Raw genomic sequence first — 18,608 nt, forward strand, 5'->3', positions numbered from 1 at the left:
CGTGTTGTGGCGGAGCACCTTCAGGAGAAGGTTATAGAGGTTTACAACAGGGTCTTGCCGAGCGTTGTGGGCGTGTCTACAGTGAGGGTCATAGACTTCCTCTTCGCGCAAGCGCCGGTGACCGGCTTCGGCTCCGGGGTGGTCGTCGAGAGAGGAGGGATTATAGCTACAAACTCGCACGTAGTGGAGGGCTTCGAGAGGATTACTGTGACAACGCCAGAGGGGGAGAGCTACCAGGCTGAGGTAGTGGCAGAGGATCCGCAGTGGGACGTTGCCTTCCTTAGAGCAGAGGGGGCTGACCTTCCGCCAGCGCGGCTCGGAGACAGTGACGAGATCCGCGTAGGACAGTTCGTGCTGGCTATCGGGAACCCCTTTGGCCAGCTACTTGGAGGCCCCTCGCTCACGTTCGGGATTATCAGCGGAGTCGGGAGGACTCTCCGGGTCGAAGGCAAGATCTACGAGAACATGATACAGACAGACGCGGCCATAAATCCCGGTAACAGCGGGGGCCCTCTAGTGAACCTCGACGCAGAGGTCATAGGGATTACGACAGCAGTGATACCGTTCGCCCAGGGTATAGGGTTCGCTATACCTGTCAACGAGGTCAAGTGGGCGTTAGAGCAGGTCAAGAAGTACGGGAGGATAGTTAGGCCCTGGATTGGCGTGTACGGGTTAGACGTGACCCCCGTAGTCGCCCTACAGCTGGGCCTACGGGAGCCCGGCGGTGTCCTCGTGGTGAGAATCGTCCCTGGAGGGCCTGCTCACAGGGCGGGCGTTAGGCCAGGCGACGTCATATTGGCTGTTGATGGGAAGAGGATAGAGGGAGTATCAGACTTGATATCCGTCCTCCGCGCAAGGGGTGTTGATAGCATAGTCAGCCTCGAAGTCTACAGGCGTGGAACTGTCAGGGAAACACGGGTTAGAGTCGAGGAGGCGCCCTAGCCCCTGTAGTGCCGCGCCATTTCCTCGTTCTCGGGCATCGAGAGTATAGCGTCCCAGACTTCTTCCGCTTGTTTCTCCGACTTGGTTCTCGGGTCTAGCATCAGCCAGTCTATGAGTATCTGCCTCCCGCCCTCGAGGAACGCTGTTAGGGCCATCTCCATTCTCAGCATGCGCGGCCAGAGTACGGCTTTCAGTATCTTGCCTGGGAGCTTGAGGCCCTGGGGCCTCTTCACGCCCTTCCCGGATACCTCTGCCGGTATCTCTACGGCCACGTCCCCGGGTAGGCCGTCGATGGCCCCCGTATTCGGGACGTTTACCTGGTAGGTGGCCGGCTGGTCGTTTGCAATAGAGTTTATGATCGGTACGAGTGACTCGTCGGTTCTCGTCTGCGGGAAGAAGCTGGATATGGGTACTCCGGGGTCTGAGGCTATCTTCTCGAGTAGGCTCGAGTACCACTCGTGCCTTGCCAAGTATACCATCCACCCTACCTCGCTGTCAGGCCCGCCCGTAGGCCCAAACCACTGCTGCTTTGTCTTGAGATCCCGGTGGTACATCCACGTCCCGCCCCTGACGGTGTCGCCCACTGGGAAGAGGCCGTAGCGCCTGTACATGTCTACAGCGGCCGGGCTCATCTGTATGTCGAACGGATCCCTCTGTGTGAGCCTCCACCTAGCCCAGTACTCCTGGGCCTTCCGCTCTATCCACTCGTCTATCAGGGGGTATAGGTTTCTGCCGGCGTAAGTGAGCTTGGTGAGCCATATCACATGGTTGAAGCCTATGGCCTCGAACTCCACCTTCTCCGGGTCGTAGCCCAGCGCCCGCGCTATCTCCTTGTAGCCCAGGTGGCCGTGGCACAAGCCTATAACGTTGACTCTGGTCTCCCTCGAGATGAGAGTTGTAAGCTCGAAGACAGGGTTTGCGACCTGCAGTAGCCACGCGTTCGGCGCGTACTGCTCGACATCCAGCGCGACCTCCAGCGCTAGCTTGAACTGGTAGTACCCCCATATAGTGTGGTAGTCGCTCACCATGTTCCACTCAGTGCTGTTCACCCCCCTGTAGTACCCGTGCCTCTCTGATACCTCCCTCATCTTCTCGTAGTAGCCGTGGCCCCCGTACATCGCAGTGTTCACCACGAAGTCAGCATCCCTTACTGCCTCGCGGCGGTCAGCCGTGGAGTAGAACTTGTAGTCTGCGCCTAGCTCCGAGGCGTACCTCCTGGCGAAGCCTTCCACCAGCTTTAGCCTCCTGGCGTCGATGTCCACCAGGGCGACTTCGCTACCAAATAGAGTCGGCGTGTGCAGGAGGTCGTGTATTATCTTGGAGCTCCACGCTATGCTGCCTGCCCCTATTACTGCGATTTTGAGTTTTGCCACGATACAAACGTTATCTCCTAGAAAATAACTTTTTCTAAATAATCGAGGGAAAGTCCATTCGAGCTACCGGGTGCTCTGGTCATGGGTTTTAGCCTTCACACGCCGGTTCGGTCAGGCCCTCGGCTTCAAGCCCGTAAGTCTAGGCGCGAGGGCCAGCCTTACCCGGAACACTTTTCCTTTGGTAGCTTTTCAAGGAGGGCTTTAAGCATGGATATCGCGTGGCAGTAGGCTTGCCGCCCTTTTTCCGTGAGTGTATAGTACTTTCTCCTCTCCACGTAATACGACTTTACAAGCCCCTCCGACTCCATTTTCCCCAGGACAACGTAGGGTAGGACTTTCCCCGGGTTGAAGCCATGTTTAGCTTCAATCTTCTTGGAGATGTCGTATGCGTAGGCGTCGCCCTCAGACAAGATTGAGGCTATGTACAGCCAGAGCACTTCGACTTGAATCTTCTTCTTCAGCCTTTCGAGAGCCCTTGTCTCCACGAGAATAGAGAGGAGAGCAGTATAATAAATCTTAAATATCTAATGTTAATTAGACTCTAATGATGATTAGAACGCTAGTAGTTGGTTTCGGGCAGGTAGCAGCGAACTTTGTGGTTGGGTTAGAACGGCTAAAGTCCGGGGAGCTCGAGCCCTATGGTGTTCCACTAGCTGGTTACGACTTCGGCGTGGGGGTCGACGAAGTCGAGATTGTGGGCGCCATAGACGTCGATGAGAGGAAAGTCGGGAGAGACCTAGCCAGTATCGTAGAAGGCTTCTACGGGTTTAAGAACCCTCCCAGAGCGCTCCGCGAAGTCTACATTTACAGGGGGCTGGGCGGAGAGTGGGTGAAGAATATTTTCCCCGTAAGAAGTGAGGAGTGGGGAGAGTCCTTAGCGAGGGTGGAGGACTTGTTCTCGGAGCTCAGGCCAGACGTCGTGCTCGACGTTACTACAACTCAAAGCGCGCCGGCTTTCAGCAGTAGAGAAGAGTTGGAGAAGGCGGTGGCAAGCGGTAGTGCAGCACCGAGCCAGGTCTACGCTTATTTGGCCCTGAAAGCCTCGAAGCGTATTGGTTCGCTAGTCTACGTTAACTTAAACCCGACTCCTGTTGCCAACGCGCCAGCAATCCTCGAGCTCGCGGAGCAGTGCGGGTGCATAGTGCTGGGAGATGACGGCGCGACAGGTGCTACTCCCCTGACAGCCGACCTACTGGAGCACCTCAGGGAGCGTAACAGGAGAGTGTACAGCATTGCCCAGTTCAACATTGGAGGCAACACCGACTTCCTGTCTCTGACCGACGAGAAGAGGAGTAGGGCGAAGGAGGATACGAAGAGTAGCATCGTGAAGGACATCTTGGGCTACGACGCACCGCACTACATAAAGCCCACGGGGTACCTCGAGCCTCTCGGGGACAAGAAGTTCGTGGCGATGCACATCTGGTGGGAGAGCTTCAACGGAGCTGTAGACGAGCTGGTAGTAATCATGAGGATAAACGACAGCCCCGCGCTTGCAGGCCTCATGGTCGACCTGGCGAGGATCGGCTGGTGGCTGAAGTCGCGTGGGGTTAAGGGCACAGTCTACGAGGTTAATGCCTTCTACATGAAGAAGCCGGCCCCGCCTGGCTCCAGGAACGTTTCCCGCTACCGCGCCTACGAGCTCCTAAAGGAGTACCTCGGAGTAAAGTGACTTCTCAGGCGATAGGCTCTACTTTTATCCACCCGGGCCATAAGAAGGCCCTCTTGTCAACGTGTGCTAGCTCCGCGAAGCCCAGGATCTTCCCATGAATGCGCGTCAGGCTGGCTAGATGCACTGCTCCGCCAGTTAAGTATTCCTCCTCTCCGCTCCTGTAGACAAGGTTGACTCTCTGGATCTCCACTGCCAGCGTCCTGGCTTGACCCGTCCTCTCTAGGATTTCTGGTACCGTGCCATTATCGTCGTGTACCTCCTCATTGCAGAGGCCGCGATCTCTCTGAGGCTAAAGCTCGCCGCTAGCGAGCCTTCTCTAACCTGCTAGTAGGAACTGTTGCTCGAACCTCACAGCATCCCCGAACAGCACTACGCTAAATACTAGAGTAGAGCCCCTCTTGTACTCCTCGTTTAAGTTGAGGGACGGCTTCAGGACTAGGGGTCTTGAGACGCCCTGCGGCCCCCTAGGACATTCCCCTTGTTTAGAGTCCTGACGATGTAGCCGTAGGGGCAATTCTGAGCAAGCTCACACTTCGAGCATCTAGGCTCTCCTCGGAGGCAGAAGCCTGCGAGCATAGCTGCGAGAGCTCCTCTTGTGAGGTTGCCCTTCCACCTGGGTAGCTCTAAGTCCTCCTCGAAAAGGAGCTCAAGAGTGTACATCTTCGCAAGAACGTCTCTAGGCTTACTCATCGGTGTCTTCGATAAGTAGCCTCACATGTGAGTATTCACAGATCTCGCCGCGATAATTTAATTATGGAATGATTAATCGGTCAATCTTCTTTGACCGAGAGTGGGACTTAAGTCCCTAGAAGAGGAGTACGAGAGGAACAGGTTCTCCTTTGTAGTTATATTCGGCCGTAGACGCGTTGGTAAAACATTCCTCCTCAAACAGTTCCTCCGCGATAAACCAGACTCTGTCTATATATACGTGTCTGAGATGCCGCCAGACGAGTTGCGCGAGAGCATCTCGTGGGAGCTGCGCGAGAAGGTCGGTATTAGAGTCCCGAGGAACCCGAGCTGGAGAGACATTTTCGGCGGCGTGTTCAGGGCTTCACGCGACAGGAGGGTTGTCCTGGCGGTAGACGAGTTCCAGAGGCTTGTAGACGTGGATAGGGCTGCTCTAACAGAGCTCCAGAGAGTCATAGATGAGGAGGCTGCTAGTAGCAGGTTAATGCTTATTGCTAGCGGATCTGCGGTAGGCATGGTTGAGCGCTTCTTCAAGGGTGGGCAACCCCTCTACGGCAGGGCCACGAGCTTCTTAAAGCTCAAGCCCTTCGACTACCGGACAGCGTGTAAGTTTCTACGTGAGAGGCTCGGCGCTACACCCCTAGAGTCTCTCGAGCTCTACGCGGTCTTCGGCGGAACCCCCTACTACCTCTCCCTCCTGGAGAGCCCGGATTGGGGCGTGGAGGCCGAGAGGCTTGTCCTCGACAATAGGTCGCCTCTGTACTACGAGCCCGAGTTCCTCTTGAGGACGGAGTTGAGGGGGAGCCTAGTCTACTTTGAAGTCTTGAGGCTCTTGGCTTCCGGTAAGAGTTCTTTTAGCGGGCTCGCCGGGAGCCTTAAGACGGCTAGGACGTCGCTCAACTACTACCTTAAGGTGCTGATAGAGGATATGGACATAGTAGAGCGGGACGAGCCAGTCATGGGCGGTAGGCCGGTATACAGGATTAAGGACAACTTCTACAGGTTCTGGTTCCGGTACGTCCACCCGAATAGGAGCCTCCTGGAGCTTGGGAGTAAGGGGGAAGTCTTGGAGGTTGTCAAGAGAGATTTCCAGTCGTACCTCGGGGTAGTCTTCCAGGACGTCGTGAGGGAGGGCCTACACATGCTCCACTTGCCCTTTAGGCCGTGGAGAGTTGGGAGCTGGAGAAGGGCTGGAGAAGAGATTGATGCAGTGGCTGTGGACGAGAAACAGGAGAAGGCTATCGTCGTCGAGGCAAAATGTCGTGAGCTGGGACTGCGCGAAGCTGAGAAAGTCCTCGAAGACCTCAAGAGTAAGGCTAGAGCAGTGCCTGCACTAGAGAAGCTGTACGGTGTCGCGGCGTTAAAGGTGGACGGCAGGGAAGAGCTGGAAGAGAGAGGTTTCCTTGTCTTCGAGCTCAAAGACTTCTGCTAGCTTCCCTCGCGGCAGTAGGCTCTAATGTACCTGTAGACGTCGCCTATCCTGGGCCTATCTCTGTACGCTACAACGTAGTGCGGGAGGTTTTTCCACGCTGAGACAGCTAGCCTCTCGTCCACGAGGACGAGTATCGGGAAGCCGAGCACCGCTAGCTTTTCAAACTTCCTCCTTAAGTACTCCTGGCTCCAGAACCCCGCTATCTCGATGTAGAGATCCCCTACTCTGAAGTCCGGGATGTATATCCTCCCGCCAACAACGAGTACATCCGGCTCCCTCTCCACCCTGCAGAGCTTTGAGAGCTGTCTGTAGAAGTCGCGTTCAACGGTACTGTCAAACAGCTCTTCCCTCAGGGGTTCTGGGAGGAGCCCCGGGGCAGTGCTCTTCTCCTCCCTGAAGGTGAGAGTCTTCCCGTGGAGCCGGACTCTAGCTTCGATGCTCCAGTCTTCGAAGCCGAAGACGTGGGGTATGAACTTCGCGAGCCTAGTCCCGTACCTCTCAGTCTGCTTGAGTATAGATACAGGCCCGTCAATGACTAGCCTGACCCTGCTCCCCGCGTCCTCGGCCACGTACATCAGCCCGTAAGCCTTAAGGGCTCTTATAGCTGGCTTCACCTCTGAGCCCTTTGCCTTGAACGTCACGCTAAGCTCTAGACACTTGAACAGTAGGGTCTGGACGAGAGACGTGTTGTACATGGCTACCAGCTCTTCAGGCGTCATAGAGGGTAGATCTGTGATCTCGAGCTCGTCCTCGAAGGCCTTAGAGAAGAGCCTCTCGACTTCACTGGGAGGAATGCCAAACTTTGACGCGACGCTCTCGAAGACAAGTGAACGATCCACGGGGTCTACGACCGGGAACTGCTTCGAGGCTGTCCTGAACACTTCAACTCTGATCCTCGTCACGAGTTTCTTGTCGACGTCCTCTACCTTGAGGCTTCTCTCCAGGACGTGGGCTAGCCCCCTGGCTAGCTTGGGGTCGAATGGCGCCTCTCTGAGCCTCTCCCTGGCCTCTCCCAGCTTGAGGCCCGGCTTGTACAGGTCTATGACGTACTCTGCCGGCCCCACGTCCTCCAAGTATAACGGCCTAACAGTATTACCCCTCCTCGATACCCTGAGCAGTTCAGCTGGCAGCACTAAATATCCCTCCGCCTTCTCCTTGACGCTGCGACTTCTCTAGTGCTTGCAGTTACTACCTCGTAGATTTTAGCCTTGCCAGGCTTTAGCCTGAGGGCGCGGCCTATCCGCTGGATAAACTGCCTCCTGGAGGACGTGCCGCCCAGTATGACTACGACGTTTACATCTGGCACGTCAATGCCTTCATCCAGAACCTTCCCAGTAACTATTGCCCGGAAGACGCCTGTCCTGAAGCCCTCTAGAACAATCCTCCTCTCCTCGCTACTCGTGTCGTGGGTTATGAGGGGTATGAGGTACCTCTCAGAGACAGCTCTCGCCAGCGAAGTGTACTCCGTGAATATCAGTATCTTGTCCCCCCTGTGCCTCGCCAAGATGTCCGCGACGGCGTTGACTTTACTTTCCGAGTTGAACAGTATGCTCCTCATCCTCACCCACGCTTCGAGGGCCCTCCTAGCCCCAGGATCCCTGCCACTGAGCATGACCAGCTTGCGGAACTCGGCTGGGCTCTTAAACTTCAGGTTCTTTCTCCGTATGTATTCGAGGTATATCTTCTCGAGGCGCCTGTACTCTTCCTCTTCCTCCTCTCCCAGCCTGACTTTTACTACTTCGACCTCGAATTCCGCCAAGTAGCGTCCAGAGGCCTCGGAGACGCGCATCTCGTAGACTACTGGGCCGACGAGCTCGTCGAGGAGAGCGTGGAGGTTGTCTGAGCGCTCGGGGGTTGCTGTGAGGCCTAGCCTGTAGGGCGCAGGCGATAGCTCGGCTATCTGCCTGTAGGACTCGGAGGGGAGGTGGTGGACTTCGTCGAATACCAGGAAGGGGTACTTCGGGCCCAACGCTTCCACCGAGAGGTATGCTGAGTCGTAGGTCGTCACGAGGAGGCAGTTCTCTTCTTTCTCCTCGCCGTACCAGGCTCCAACTTTCCCGGGGAAGTAGCGGCTAAGCCTCCTGCGCCACTGCTCGACCAGCTCGACTGTAGGCACTACGACCATGGCGGGCGTGGAGAGCTCAGCTATAGCGGCTATCGCCACGAAGGTCTTACCAGCGCCGGTGGGCATCACGATGACACCGCGTCTGTAGCGGAGCCAGGCCTCGAGGGCCTCGCGCTGGTAGTGCCTGAGCTCGGGCTTCACCTTAGCCTCGACTTTACTGCAAGCCGGCTGCATGACGCGGTCCTCGAAGGGTATACCCTTCTCCTCGAGGACGCGCTTCAGCCTGGAGTAGTGGATTGCCATACACCTGTACTTTTTGACCCTGGGGTCGAACACGGCAAAACCTAGAGCCTCGCGGGGAGGGTCTCCCTCGATCAGTATCGTGCCTCTATCCCACAGTAGCTCCACAACCCCAACAGGGGAGAAGCATGTAATAAACTTAGGGTTGTAGATTCTCCAAGGTACTACACGCTTCTATGAGCCTCCTGATGTTCTGGTACTTGTCGGTCCATACGTTCAGCCAGTCGTCTTTCAGGATCCCGCCGGTGTCCCTGCTGTTCGGGTTCCAGCTCCAGTAGAAGAAGCCACATATCCTATTCTGGATTAGCCAGTCGACGAACTTGTCCTGCCAGGCCCTGTCCCTCGGGTCGCCCCCATGCCCGTACCTGCCGCCGAACTCCCCAATGACTATGGGGAAGCCGAGGCTTGCCCTTACGTAGCCGAAGTTCTGCATCCATATCGCCGGCATGTTTTCGGGGAAATCTGGGTCGCTGAAGTAGGGTTGCCTTGAGACGTCGGGCCCGTAGACATGCGGCGAGTACGCGACCTTCTCGGGGGGCAACCCCACGGGGCACTCGTAGACAGCCCGCAAGTTCTCGCCCCAGTTGAGCGAGTAGGGGTAGAGCGCTCTTGAGTCTACCTCGAGTTTCGACTTATACGTGCCTTCGACGAAGATTAGCCAGTGGGGCGCTACTTCGAGTATTCTTGACCCGACTTTCTCGACTGCTAGGCGCCAGTCTGTAGCTGGGTCACCTGTACACCACGTAGCTCCCCAGGGCTCGTTTCGGACGTCGGCCCCAATGACGTTTGGGTACTTGGAGAGACGCCTCGCGACTTCCAGCCACGTCTGTATAAACATGTCTTCGCTGACCTCGTCTGAGTACCAGAGAGACTCGATCTCGTCACACCCCAGCCTGTGGTAGTCCAGCAGGACATACATCCCAAGCTCGTTGGCCTTCGCGATAATCTTCTCCATGATGTCCAGGGAGGTTAGACCTCTCAAGTCCGGGTTAAGATCGTAGTTTATGCTGGATGGAAGTGTCCCGTTTCTAACAGAGTACGTGCAGAAGGGAAGCCTTATGGCGTTAAAGCCGAGACTCTTCATCTGCCTGAGCATGTCCTCCCAGTTCCTGGCCCAAAGCCCGTGCACGACAAAAGTCCTCGTCTCGAAGCCGAACCAGTTAACACCGTACAGGCGGACGACTCTGACTCTGCAGTCGGTCAGATTCATCGCGTAGAGCTCCCCGTTCTTCGTGAAGTAAAATACCTGGAGAGCGGCGTGTAGCATACTGCTGGCGTAAGATGCGTTAAAGTATACTGTGAGATTACACGGAGATGCAGGTGGGGTTGGCGAGTTGCCTAGACTCGTTTTCCCTACTGATTCATTCAGAAAGCCCCGGGTAGAGCCAGTCTGCGGCACTCCGTAGCGGGTATTTGCTCTATGCGCCGCACTGAGAAAAATTGATAGGAGAAGGATACTAGATATCAGCAGAATAACTAGGAGCGGATTACGGGTCGCAGTTTTCCTTAATAGCACATTGTTTTCACCGTTAGGCTATTCTCCTACCAAAGCCAGACTTTGTTGGACTCTTATCGTACACCTGTTCCACATGTAATATATATACTGGCCTGTCGCCCCTGCCTTCTGGTGGTGTATAGTGGTAGGCATCATGGATCAATGTCACAAGCCTGTGGTAAATGTCGTCAGTGTGTATGGTTATTTTCCCCTTCACTTCGAAGCTTATGCTCGGCGGCTGGAAGAAGAGCAGGCTTGCAGTCCTGCTATGCTGAACTATATTCCACGTCTGCCTAGGCCTGTCTCTTAGCCTCTTAGCCAGCTCTACAGTTGCTAGCTTCTCGAAGTCAATGTACTTTTCAGCAACTCCGCGTGGGTGGTATACTAGCTGTAAGAGTAACTTTGCGCCACGTAGGCTGTGCTCCTCGTATAACCTTCTAAGCTTCTCTCCATCCCCGTAGGCTCTCGAATATTCCTCGTCTGAAAGCTTCAAGTGCTCTTCCAGTCTTCTTACGACGTCCATAGCATACTCCTCGCGTGGGACATACCCGCAGCCGACAATCTTCGCATTGAGCACAATCTCCCCGTTGATGCAAGCCGCAGTCACGAGTGCAGGGTTGTGGCGTGTGAACTCTAGGAAAAACCTCTCCGGATCCACCTTGACTCCGTCTATGAACTGTTGTAGCAAGGCTCTCCTAGCATAGTAGTTCCACTCTAGGAAAACATCGGGTAGCCTGGCCATTGGCTGGATCTCGCGTGAAAGCAAATAACTCTTTTCACCAGCCCTCCAGCAGGAGCCATTGAGAAAACTCTACCGTGGGCTCCCAGCCTCCACTACACGGGCCCTCTAGATGTGCTCAGTTATCCCGCGATTAATCTCTACACGTTATGCTTGAGTACGACTGACACTAGTACACGCCTACTCATAACCCTACATCTGTGCTACATATGTGTTCCCCAGCATTTCCAGGATGCTGCACTGCAGGGGGTACAAAAAGTGCCGTGTTTCTAGCAGGAATACACGAGAACATTGTCCATGCGAGGTGCCGGGGATTCAGCCAGCGTCAGTTACTTCCACGAGTTCCTTAACCCTAGAGAAGTACCACTTTGCCTCGGACTCGTCCGCCAGGTGGAGCTCGAACGGGTGGTACGGGGGCAGGGAGGCGAGCTCCTCCACTCTGGCTTTGATTTCAGCTCTGGACAGGTTGTCCACTGGGAGGAGGCTGGACACTATGAGGACGTCCACGTCACTCCCCCCTACAGCCTCTCCTTTCAAGACGCTTCCAAACACGTAGACGCGCGAGTCGGGTAGGAGCGCCTTAACTGCCTGCACTATCCTAGGGATGTACTTGTCCCAGTTCCTCAGAATATCGGCCCTCTTTACGAGCAGGTCGAAGTAGTTATCCGTGCGCCAACACCTCTTCAGCGAACTTTAACAAGGCTTCGGCCTCCTCTCTGCTGTACTCGCGTGGCAGGTACCTTGAAGCTATGTAGGCGTCTTCCAAGAGCCTAGCCTCCCTCCACTTCTCACGCAGGAGACTGGCGAGATCCTCTAGCCCTGCTCTCTCAAGCAGAGCAGCCAGGAGGGACATGGAGTGTGTTCGCGGGTAGTCTCCAAGCCTCTCCAATAACAGAGACTTGACATGCAGATGCACGGCTTGCTCTGAGAGGAAAACCGAGAGGTCATAATCTCCGGCATTGAAGCTATCTACCGCTCTGTTGAGGAAAGATCTAGCCCTCTTCCTCAGCAACCTGACTTCGTCTAAACGGGACACAAAACAGTATACGCGTTGCTCGTTAAAAACCTAGAGCATAGAAAAAGTCCTCTAGGTAGAACTCTGCGCCTGCTTCAGCTCTTTAAGCCTAGCCTCTACCCGGGCTATCTCCTCCTCGATAAACCTCCTGTACTCCTCGTTCATCCTCCTAAGCTCCTCTTCGAGGAAACGTTTGTACTCTTCGAGCACCCGGGCTTCGTCCTGAGGAGCCGCAGAGCCGAGAACACTACGCCAGTAGTACCACCCCGGGACACCGTAGGCGCGCCAGCAGTAGCCCGGGCCGTATATCCAGCCGGGCCTCTCCCATGGCGGTAGGTGGGCCCAGGGCCCGTTCCCAGGCCATCGTCCACGCCTCCACCAGCCCATTTTCCTCACCGTTTTTGAGATATGTCACACAACTATATAAACTTTTCTCTAGGAGGCATTGGCAGATTTAAGCAGTATGTAGGTGCCAGCCAGGATAATGGCAATGCCGTAGATCTTCCGCAGGGCCCCCTTGCTCACGCTTAAAGCCAGCTTTGAACTGAGATACCCTCCAATAATTCCTCCCGTCAAGTACATGACGACGGAGAGCAGTACCCTACCCACGAGCGCGTACTCGATCCCTGTAGCTAGCCCGAAGGCCCCAACACACAGGAGCGAGGTTCCTACAGCGAGCTTTACAACTGAAAGCCTCGCCCTTTAGGGCGGGGAGGAGGTCAGCTACATTGATGAAAGTTAATTCTTTATACCTCTTGCTGAACAGTACTATTGTGTCTAGCGAGGGCTTAATCTCCAATGAGCTTAACACAGGGCTCGTAATAGCGGGTGCGTACGCCTCTAAAGTTCGGCGCTCCCTCTTCGCCCAGCTCGGCAGCTTCGTGAGAAATAACAAGAACGCCAGCAAGGAGATCGCGCGGGCCAGCGCCGAGCTGAACTGGGTTCTCTACAGGGCCATAGTGGAGAGCCTCAAGGCGGATAAGGGGGACGCTGTCAGAGTGAGGATAAAGTACACGTACGACCCTGCGCAGAACAAGCTCGAGTGGGACTACGACTCGCTCCGGGTAGAACTCTTCAGGAGGGTTCCCGACGGGGAGGTGGAGGAGAAAGTTCGCGAAACGGTCAAGAGGGACGCAGAGGAAGCCAAGAGGCGCTTCTCGGGAGCCCAGCCTGCAGAGTCGCGTGAAGTCTCGGAGTGGGAGGGAGAAGAGGAAGAATAGAGCGCGTTCATCTGCCCCCGCTGCTATGTAGCCTGGCTACCTAGGCTTACCACTTGATGCCGAAGTACTTTTCGTAGAGCTCCTGGCTCTTCTTGAACGGTATCTCCGAGAAGAAGCCTGGCACGAGGCTCTCAATGTAGTCCTCCGATGCGAGCTGGGCAGGTACAGTCACGAAGGCGAGCTCCGTGTACTTGTCTCCAGCAGAAATAGCCTTCGTTATCCTTGCTAGCGTTCTTATCGCCCCCTTCGTGACCAGAACCCCGTAAGTGTTACCCGCTGCCTCGTAAGCTCCCGCAGGGTAGTGGGACGCCCTCCTATACTCGCCCAGGAATATCTCCTGATCCCAGGGGGAGTTGGGATCCCTCACATACGTCACGGACACAGGGTAGGGGAAGCCGGGCTCCGGGATCACCCTCTGCTCAATTTTGGGCTTTGTGCCCGAGAACATGTACCAGGCTAGCCAGGCCACCATGCGCGTCACTTTGGGCTCCGGCTTGAGCTTCTCCAGTTCTCTTTCCAGCTTCAGCATGTAGGCGTGGCCCATGGCGTAGCCCCACTCGAACAGCCTGAGGGCAGTTGCAGGGTACCCATACTTCTCGAGCATCTCTGTTACGGCCATGAGGTACACGCGGTTCAAAGTGTAGGTGTCGACAGTCGCCGAGCCAAAAGCCTTCCGTAGCCTTACCGCTACCTTAGCGAGGCTCTCAGCCACGCTTGTATACTCGCTTTCTGGGGATAAAAAGGTATCACTCGTCTAAGCCGAGCTCTCGGTGTAATAAGTGCAGCGAGACGCTACCCCCTCGCCCGGGAAGTACGGGTCGCCGTAGCCTAGTAGGAGCTGAATCGACTTCACTGGAGCACTGGCCAGAACCTTGGACGTCAAGGCTAGCGGCAGTTCCCGCGCTAGCTGCCTGACGAGCTCTGGGTAGGGTTTACGCGCGAACACGAGGTCGCCGAGCAACTTGGCCAGCTTCTGATCCTCCCGGGCCCGCAGTATGTACTCGTCGAAGAGCCGCGGCGACGAGAAGAACATGTCCCTGAGAATTCTCCCGTATTTCAGCTCTTCGCCTATCTCTGGGTGCGTCTCCACGCGGCGTTGGTAGCTCCTGAAGTTCTTGAGGAGCTCGCCTGTTTCTAGGGCCTTTGTGACAGCCTCAGCGGCGAGCTCCCCAGTCTTCATGGCCATCCAGATACCCTCCCCTGTGAGCGTGTTGACGAAGCCCCCAGCGTCTCCCACGAGTAGCACGCGCCTCGAGTAGAGCCTCCTCAGCATGCCGTTATAGGGTATATACCTGCTCTTAACGCTCTCGCCGCCGAGTTTTATCTTCCTCGAGGCAATAGGGTTGTTCTTCATGAAGTCGTAGAGGGCCTTGTCGGGTGGCACCGTGTAGTTCTTCCTCAAGGTGCCTATGCCGACGTTAAGGTGGTCGTAGTGCCTGAAGATCCAGGCATAGCCCTCACCCATGAACCCGAGGTAGAACTCCAGCTCGTGCTCGCCGCTCCCAGGTCTCGAAGCCGGGACGTAGGCTACGGGGCAGAAGGCGTTGTCCCGCAACCAGTTAGCCGGCTGGAGGCCCAGGGATCTGGCTACGACCGAGTACACGCCGTCTGCACCTATGGCGACACTCCCCTCCACCACTTCGCCGCTCTTCGTGAAGACTCTAACCTTGGAATCCTCCTCTACTACACCGGTAACCGTGACGCCCTCACGGAGCTCGGCGCCCGCATTAACAGCTGCCCTGACCAGGGAGTGGTCGAACGCTGTCCTTGGTATGAGGTAGCCCTCAAGATCCGATGCACTAACCTCGACGGTGTACCCTGACGGCGAGACGAAGAGGCTTATGTTTGCTCTAACTCTGTATTCTTCTGGAACATCTACGAGCCCGCGGTAGTCGCGGAAAACTCTCCACCCAATCCCTCCCCCACACACCTTGAGCCTGGGGAACCTAGCAGAGTCGAGCGCTAGGACTTTGAACCCCTTCTCTGCCAGAATCCTGGCCGCGCTGCTCCCGGAGGGGCCAGCGCCGACTACAATAGCGTCGTACATGCCACCAGCAAACTTCATTCAGAGCTATTTAGCATTTTCGGAAGAGTAGAGCTGCCGGGGTTTACCCTATCAGGAACTAGCTTTAAGGACTATTTTCCCGCAGTTCTTCCAGTTGACCTCAGAGAGTATTTCTACTACCCGTCTAACGGCCTGAACTACCCTATCCCGTAGAATCCCCGGGACACCGCCGCCAACGACGAGTGCAAGCCTTGTTTCAGGCAACACGCAGGTTAGCCTGCTGTCCCGGTGCGGGTAGAGGTGCATGACTAGACCCCGGGAGTCTACTAGTATTGGGAGCCCTGGAGGCAGTAGCTCTTCTCTGCCTCCAAGCGGTGAGAACACCTCGCCCCCCTTTGAGAGAGTCAGGAGCAGGGGCGGGGCGGCTTTCTCGAGGTCGTATATGCCTATGGGGACAAGAGTCTCTATGGAGGCGACGTTGCCCGCGTCAACCAGTGCGTTTATCCTCGGGTACTCTCCCCTCAGAACACGCCTGACGAGTGCCTCGCTGGAGGGCCTCGTCTTCGTCGGGTCAATCCCTATGCGCCAGTAGAAGTCCCTGTACGCCCTCACTTCCGGGACGCTTGGGAGGCTCTCTATCCTGTACTTATTCCTGACTTCGCTGACTGCCCTTTCGATTATCTTCGGAGGGATTTCTGCATACGAGCCATCTAGCCATAGAACCGTGTACGCTATCTCGACGCCGAGTTCATAGATGTGCTGGTCGACCCTCACGAGCTCTTCGAGCTCACCGCAATAGGACATCCTAGTCGTGTCTACCCCGGAGGGTTATATTGTTTTGCTCTGAACACTGCTCAATTTTAGGCGGATCCTGCAGAAGCTACAAACTTCTGAGCTCGCGGGCTCTCCGCAGACTCTACACTCACGCAGAGTGCCCGGCTCGTAGAGATCCGGTATCTTAGCGATGCCCCGCACGAGCTGTACTCTGAAGCCGGGGTGCTTCTCCTCCACGCTAAGCACAAAGGACTTGAGGGGCTCACTCATCCAGTCGCCCTTTAGGGGGGCCAGGGGGCACTTCTCCCTCGTGAACAGTAGCCCAAGCGACTCAGCTATGGCAAGCGTCTCCTCGCCTGTCACCTCGAAAAGGGGGCGTATCCTGGGGAGGAGCTTGGGGTGGGTCGAGGGCACTAGGGGCTTCAGTTTTGAGGCCCAGTCCACTCTCCCCTGCGCCAGATCCTTGAAGAAGAACAGCAGGATGTCGTCGGCGTTGTGCCCCGTGGCCACCTTCGTGGCCCCCATTTCCCGCGGAACCTTGTTCAGCAGGTACCTCTTCACTGCGCCGCACACAGAGCAGGGGGGTCTCCTTAACAGCCTGCTAGCTAGTGGGATATCTATCCCGTAGTCCCCCAGCCTGACTACGCGTAATTCAACGCCCAGCCTTTCGGCCAGATCCTCTACTACCGGCACGGCGTGCATCAAGCCTAGGTCTATGTGCAAGGCTTTGAGCCCAAAGGACTTACTTTTCTGGAGCTCGCGTAAAACATACAGTGCCACCGCGCTGTCCTTGCCCCCACTGACTGCCACGACAACCCTGTCCCCGCTAGCCACTATTTTCCGGCTTATCCTCAAGGCGCGCTCTAGAGAGGCTCTAACACTGACCATACACGCCGAAAACCCCACTCCCCCCGCTTTAGACTTGGAACACGAAAGGGATATATTAGTCCTGTGCATACCACACGTGTGAGCCAAAAGCTTGTAGAAAGTATCCGTAAGAGTATTGAGCTGGAGAATGTTAACGCTCAGAGGCTTGAGGAAAGCGTTAAGGAGTTGAAGAGTGAGTTGATAAAGAGGGTCTTGGGCAGCATAGCCTTCGACTCTAGGAAGCACGCGGAAATGTACAGAGGGATAATCAATATCCTGACAGGTGTTTCCCCGGCTATCAGCGAAGACGACTTCTCAAAACTGAGGGAAGTCGTTGAAACGCATATAAGGCTTGAAGAGGAGATGATAGGAGAGTTGAAGGCGTATATCGAGGAGGCGAGAGATCCAAGAGTGAGTAACATCTTCCGGTACATACTAGAAGATGAAGTAAAACACCACAGGATGCTACTCAACATCCTCGAAATAATCGTAAAACGGGAGGTCATCAAGGAGTCTGAGATCTGGGACATGCTCTGGAAGGACGTCCCGTTCCACGGCGCGCCCGGCGGCTAACCGAGAAATCTCCGGGCACTAGCAAGAGATAAGGCGTCTACTTCCCCCTCTGCAATTTTCCGAGAGTACTCCTCTGAGGCTGAAGCCTCTAGACCCATCGTAGACTTCAGCTCCAGCGCCTTCCTGGCTACGTGCTCGCCCAGCCTCCTGGCCACGGCCTCCTCTACGAAGAAACGAAAATCGAAGTCTAGCTCTGCTCTGAGCGCTGAGAGTATGTCTTCTGGGAGGCTGTGTTCCGCCCTCATTGCAGCTAGTATCCCGTCGGCGTCAAGCAGGGTCGGCGGAAGGCCTAGAGTGTAGCACGCAGCGGTGAAGGCTATGGCGCGCGGCGCAGGCGAGGGAGAGTCGCCTACAATTACCCTGCCGTAGAGCTCCCGCCTGACCCTTTCGCGGGTCTGGGGGATTCGGTCGGCGACGCTGTTAATCACGGGGAGTATCGGCCCCACTACAGTCTTGTACTGACGTGCCAGTGTTTCGAGCAATTCCATGTCTATCTCAAGCCACTTTCTCGGAGGGCTGCTGCTGGCCTCTCGGAGAACTCTTGCGACGCGTAGCGCCTGGTCACGTGGCACGTCATACCTCACGGCTGACTGCAGCGTTGCCGTGTGGAAGCCGCTGTAGAGCCGGGCCTCTGCCTCGACTAGAAGTGGGTTGTTCAGCCCTCCCCTGAAGGGGGGCGAGCCCATCCCGAGTACTATCCTGACGTCTATTCCCCTCGCGCGCGAGAAACTGTGCATGGCGTTTAGAGCATAGAGCGTTGACAGCATTGAGGCGAGGTGGCCTGCCCGGAGCGCGGCGTCACTCTTACCTATGAAGACCCTTACACGATCTGGGGTGGCGCCCTCTTCTTCAAGGTAGTCTAGGTACTGCGAGAGTATCAGTGTCGCGTTGACATGGTCTCTAACCCCCTCGAAGAGGGGCACGAGCTCCGGGGGGTCTGTGCTAACTCCTGTAAGCTCTCTCACTAGCCTAGCCTTCTCCCGAAGCGCCCTCTGTGCTTTCCTCAGAACGTCGACCGAGTCAACCATAGGTACGATAACCCACTTCACAGCCTCCACGCCGGCGTGCTCTACCGAGTAATAATTGGCTAGAACAGCCGATTCCAGGGCTAGTAGGAACCTGTCCAGCCCCTCGAGCAGGGGGTTCGGGGCCCTGACGCTCACGAAGAAACTCTCGCCGAGGGGGAGGCCCTCCTCGACAGCCCTAAGCACTATGTCCCGCGGCTGAGAGTAGGGGGTGAGCTTGCCCTCGAAGTCCACCATGACTTCATCGCAGCCATATACTCTGTAGCCGTCGATGGCCTCCTGAACCTCCTCAGAGGCAGAGACCTTCACCGTAGAGTCGGGGTGCTGGGTACACATCAGCTTAGGAATGTACATCGCAGTGAGGATGCTACGAGGTTTTTCAACTTTCTAGAACATTCTTTGAAACTTTTCCGTCATGCTCCGGGTA

General features: G+C 56.0%; 22 protein-coding genes. 5 read left to right on the plus strand and 17 right to left on the minus strand.

Annotation, left to right across the window (positions count from 1 at the left end):
• The first annotated feature begins 6 nt into the window (after positions 1-6).
• Complete coding sequence (locus tag IG193_RS01280) at positions 7-942, plus strand: S1C family serine protease (protein ID WP_192819100.1); 936 nt, start codon at positions 7-9, stop codon at positions 940-942.
• Here the strand turns inward: IG193_RS01280 and IG193_RS01285 are convergent.
• Both IG193_RS01285 and IG193_RS01290 read right to left on the minus strand, forming a co-directional pair.
• A complete protein-coding gene (locus tag IG193_RS01285) occupies positions 939-2,315 on the minus strand; it encodes an alpha-glucosidase/alpha-galactosidase (RefSeq protein ID WP_225876099.1) in 1,377 nt (458 codons plus the stop codon). The genes IG193_RS01280 and IG193_RS01285 overlap by 4 nt on opposite strands.
• A 158-nt stretch (positions 2,316-2,473) precedes the next feature.
• Positions 2,474-2,800 carry a PadR family transcriptional regulator gene (locus tag IG193_RS01290; protein WP_192819101.1) on the minus strand — a complete coding sequence of 109 codons (327 nt, stop codon included), beginning with the start codon at positions 2,798-2,800 and terminating at the stop codon, positions 2,474-2,476.
• Between the two features lie 62 nt (positions 2,801-2,862).
• On the opposite strand from IG193_RS01290, the gene IG193_RS01295 reads away from it, so the two are divergent.
• On the plus strand, positions 2,863-3,984 hold the full coding sequence (locus tag IG193_RS01295) for an inositol-3-phosphate synthase (RefSeq protein ID WP_192819703.1): 1,122 nt from the start codon (positions 2,863-2,865) through the stop codon (positions 3,982-3,984).
• 4 nt (positions 3,985-3,988) lie between these two features.
• On the opposite strand, the gene IG193_RS01300 is transcribed toward IG193_RS01295, so the two are convergent.
• Positions 3,989-4,174: a hypothetical protein gene (locus IG193_RS01300; protein WP_192819102.1), complete on the minus strand. Its 186-nt coding sequence runs from the start codon at positions 4,172-4,174 to the stop codon at positions 3,989-3,991.
• Positions 4,175-4,419: 245 nt separating this feature from the next.
• Complete coding sequence (locus IG193_RS01305) at positions 4,420-4,674, minus strand: hypothetical protein (RefSeq protein ID WP_192819103.1); 255 nt, start codon at positions 4,672-4,674, stop codon at positions 4,420-4,422.
• A gap of 100 nt (positions 4,675-4,774) precedes the next feature.
• On the opposite strand from IG193_RS01305, the gene IG193_RS01310 reads away from it, so the two are divergent.
• Entirely contained in the window at positions 4,775-6,103 is a 1,329-nt protein-coding gene (locus IG193_RS01310) for an ATP-binding protein (protein ID WP_192819104.1), read from the plus strand.
• Here the strand turns inward: IG193_RS01310 and IG193_RS01315 are convergent.
• From IG193_RS01315 to IG193_RS01350, 8 genes are all read right to left on the minus strand, one after another.
• Positions 6,100-7,236 carry a DUF790 family protein gene (locus IG193_RS01315; protein ID WP_192819105.1) on the minus strand — a complete coding sequence of 379 codons (1,137 nt, stop codon included), beginning with the start codon at positions 7,234-7,236 and terminating at the stop codon, positions 6,100-6,102. The two genes, IG193_RS01310 and IG193_RS01315, sit on opposite strands and share 4 nt — an antisense overlap.
• A complete protein-coding gene (locus tag IG193_RS01320; protein ID WP_225876100.1) occupies positions 7,236-8,576 on the minus strand; it encodes a DEAD/DEAH box helicase in 1,341 nt (446 codons plus the stop codon). The genes IG193_RS01315 and IG193_RS01320 overlap by 1 nt, the downstream gene beginning before the upstream one ends.
• A 31-nt stretch (positions 8,577-8,607) precedes the next feature.
• On the minus strand, positions 8,608-9,735 hold the full coding sequence (locus IG193_RS01325) for a glycoside hydrolase family 5 protein (protein ID WP_192819106.1): 1,128 nt from the start codon (positions 9,733-9,735) through the stop codon (positions 8,608-8,610).
• Positions 9,736-9,997: 262 nt separating this feature from the next.
• Positions 9,998-10,705 (minus strand): hypothetical protein, encoded by a 708-nt coding sequence (locus tag IG193_RS01330; protein ID WP_192819107.1) that lies wholly within the window; start codon positions 10,703-10,705, stop codon positions 9,998-10,000.
• A 312-nt stretch (positions 10,706-11,017) separates the two neighbouring features.
• Positions 11,018-11,296, minus strand: coding sequence for a nucleotidyltransferase domain-containing protein (locus tag IG193_RS01335; RefSeq protein ID WP_218042156.1), 279 nt, complete (start codon positions 11,294-11,296; stop codon positions 11,018-11,020).
• 67 nt (positions 11,297-11,363) lie between these two features.
• Positions 11,364-11,738 carry a HEPN domain-containing protein gene (locus IG193_RS01340; RefSeq protein WP_192819108.1) on the minus strand — a complete coding sequence of 125 codons (375 nt, stop codon included), beginning with the start codon at positions 11,736-11,738 and terminating at the stop codon, positions 11,364-11,366.
• 51 nt (positions 11,739-11,789) lie between these two features.
• On the minus strand, positions 11,790-12,104 hold the full coding sequence (locus IG193_RS01345) for a DUF5320 domain-containing protein (RefSeq protein WP_192819706.1): 315 nt from the start codon (positions 12,102-12,104) through the stop codon (positions 11,790-11,792).
• Between the two features lie 48 nt (positions 12,105-12,152).
• Positions 12,153-12,326 (minus strand): hypothetical protein, encoded by a 174-nt coding sequence (locus IG193_RS01350; RefSeq protein ID WP_404813140.1) that lies wholly within the window; start codon positions 12,324-12,326, stop codon positions 12,153-12,155.
• A gap of 164 nt (positions 12,327-12,490) precedes the next feature.
• On the opposite strand from IG193_RS01350, the gene IG193_RS01355 reads away from it, so the two are divergent.
• The gene (locus IG193_RS01355; RefSeq protein WP_192819109.1) at positions 12,491-12,937 is read left to right on the plus strand and encodes a DUF2258 domain-containing protein; all 447 of its coding nucleotides are present in this window, start codon (positions 12,491-12,493) and stop codon (positions 12,935-12,937) included.
• Positions 12,938-12,983: 46 nt separating this feature from the next.
• On the opposite strand, the gene IG193_RS01360 is transcribed toward IG193_RS01355, so the two are convergent.
• The 4 genes from IG193_RS01360 to IG193_RS01375 all read right to left on the minus strand — a co-directional run bounded on the left by IG193_RS01360 (position 12,984) and on the right by IG193_RS01375 (position 16,604).
• Positions 12,984-13,649 carry a hypothetical protein gene (locus IG193_RS01360; protein ID WP_192819110.1) on the minus strand — a complete coding sequence of 222 codons (666 nt, stop codon included), beginning with the start codon at positions 13,647-13,649 and terminating at the stop codon, positions 12,984-12,986.
• Positions 13,650-13,691: 42 nt separating this feature from the next.
• Positions 13,692-14,984 (minus strand): geranylgeranyl reductase family protein, encoded by a 1,293-nt coding sequence (locus tag IG193_RS01365; protein WP_192819111.1) that lies wholly within the window; start codon positions 14,982-14,984, stop codon positions 13,692-13,694.
• Between the two features lie 69 nt (positions 14,985-15,053).
• Complete coding sequence (locus tag IG193_RS01370; RefSeq protein ID WP_192819112.1) at positions 15,054-15,746, minus strand: B3/B4 domain-containing protein; 693 nt, start codon at positions 15,744-15,746, stop codon at positions 15,054-15,056.
• Between the two features lie 24 nt (positions 15,747-15,770).
• Positions 15,771-16,604, minus strand: a complete 834-nt coding sequence (locus IG193_RS01375; RefSeq protein ID WP_192819113.1) for an ATP-binding protein — start codon at positions 16,602-16,604, stop codon at positions 15,771-15,773.
• 78 nt (positions 16,605-16,682) lie between these two features.
• Between IG193_RS01375 and IG193_RS01380 the strand changes: the two genes are divergently transcribed.
• Positions 16,683-17,156, plus strand: coding sequence for a ferritin-like domain-containing protein (locus IG193_RS01380; RefSeq protein WP_192819114.1), 474 nt, complete (start codon positions 16,683-16,685; stop codon positions 17,154-17,156).
• Here the strand turns inward: IG193_RS01380 and ppcA are convergent.
• On the minus strand, positions 17,153-18,535 hold the full coding sequence (gene ppcA, locus IG193_RS01385) for a phosphoenolpyruvate carboxylase (RefSeq protein ID WP_192819115.1): 1,383 nt from the start codon (positions 18,533-18,535) through the stop codon (positions 17,153-17,155). The two genes, IG193_RS01380 and ppcA, sit on opposite strands and share 4 nt — an antisense overlap.
• Positions 18,536-18,608 lie beyond the last annotated feature (73 nt).

Origin of the sequence: Infirmifilum lucidum (assembly GCF_014876775.1) — an archaeon.
In the GTDB taxonomy this organism is placed as follows: Archaea; Thermoproteota; Thermoprotei; order Thermofilales; family Thermofilaceae; genus Thermofilum; species Thermofilum lucidum.

Excerpts from the sequence above, each read along its gene's own strand:
- IG193_RS01365 (WP_192819111.1), bottom strand. The coding sequence starts at position 14,984 with ATGTACGACGCTATTGTAGTCGGCGCTGGCCCCTCCGGGAGCAGCGCG.
- IG193_RS01345 (WP_192819706.1), bottom strand. The coding sequence starts at position 12,104 with ATGGGCTGGTGGAGGCGTGGACGATGGCCTGGGAACGGGCCCTGGGCC.
- IG193_RS01330 (WP_192819107.1), bottom strand. The coding sequence starts at position 10,705 with ATGGCCAGGCTACCCGATGTTTTCCTAGAGTGGAACTACTATGCTAGG.
- IG193_RS01305 (WP_192819103.1), bottom strand. The coding sequence starts at position 4,674 with ATGAGTAAGCCTAGAGACGTTCTTGCGAAGATGTACACTCTTGAGCTC.
- IG193_RS01325 (WP_192819106.1), bottom strand. The coding sequence starts at position 9,735 with ATGCTACACGCCGCTCTCCAGGTATTTTACTTCACGAAGAACGGGGAG.
- ppcA (WP_192819115.1), bottom strand. The coding sequence starts at position 18,535 with ATGTACATTCCTAAGCTGATGTGTACCCAGCACCCCGACTCTACGGTG.
- IG193_RS01295 (WP_192819703.1), top strand. The coding sequence starts at position 2,863 with ATGATTAGAACGCTAGTAGTTGGTTTCGGGCAGGTAGCAGCGAACTTT.
- IG193_RS01375 (WP_192819113.1), bottom strand. The coding sequence starts at position 16,604 with ATGGTCAGTGTTAGAGCCTCTCTAGAGCGCGCCTTGAGGATAAGCCGG.
- IG193_RS01370 (WP_192819112.1), bottom strand. The coding sequence starts at position 15,746 with ATGTCCTATTGCGGTGAGCTCGAAGAGCTCGTGAGGGTCGACCAGCAC.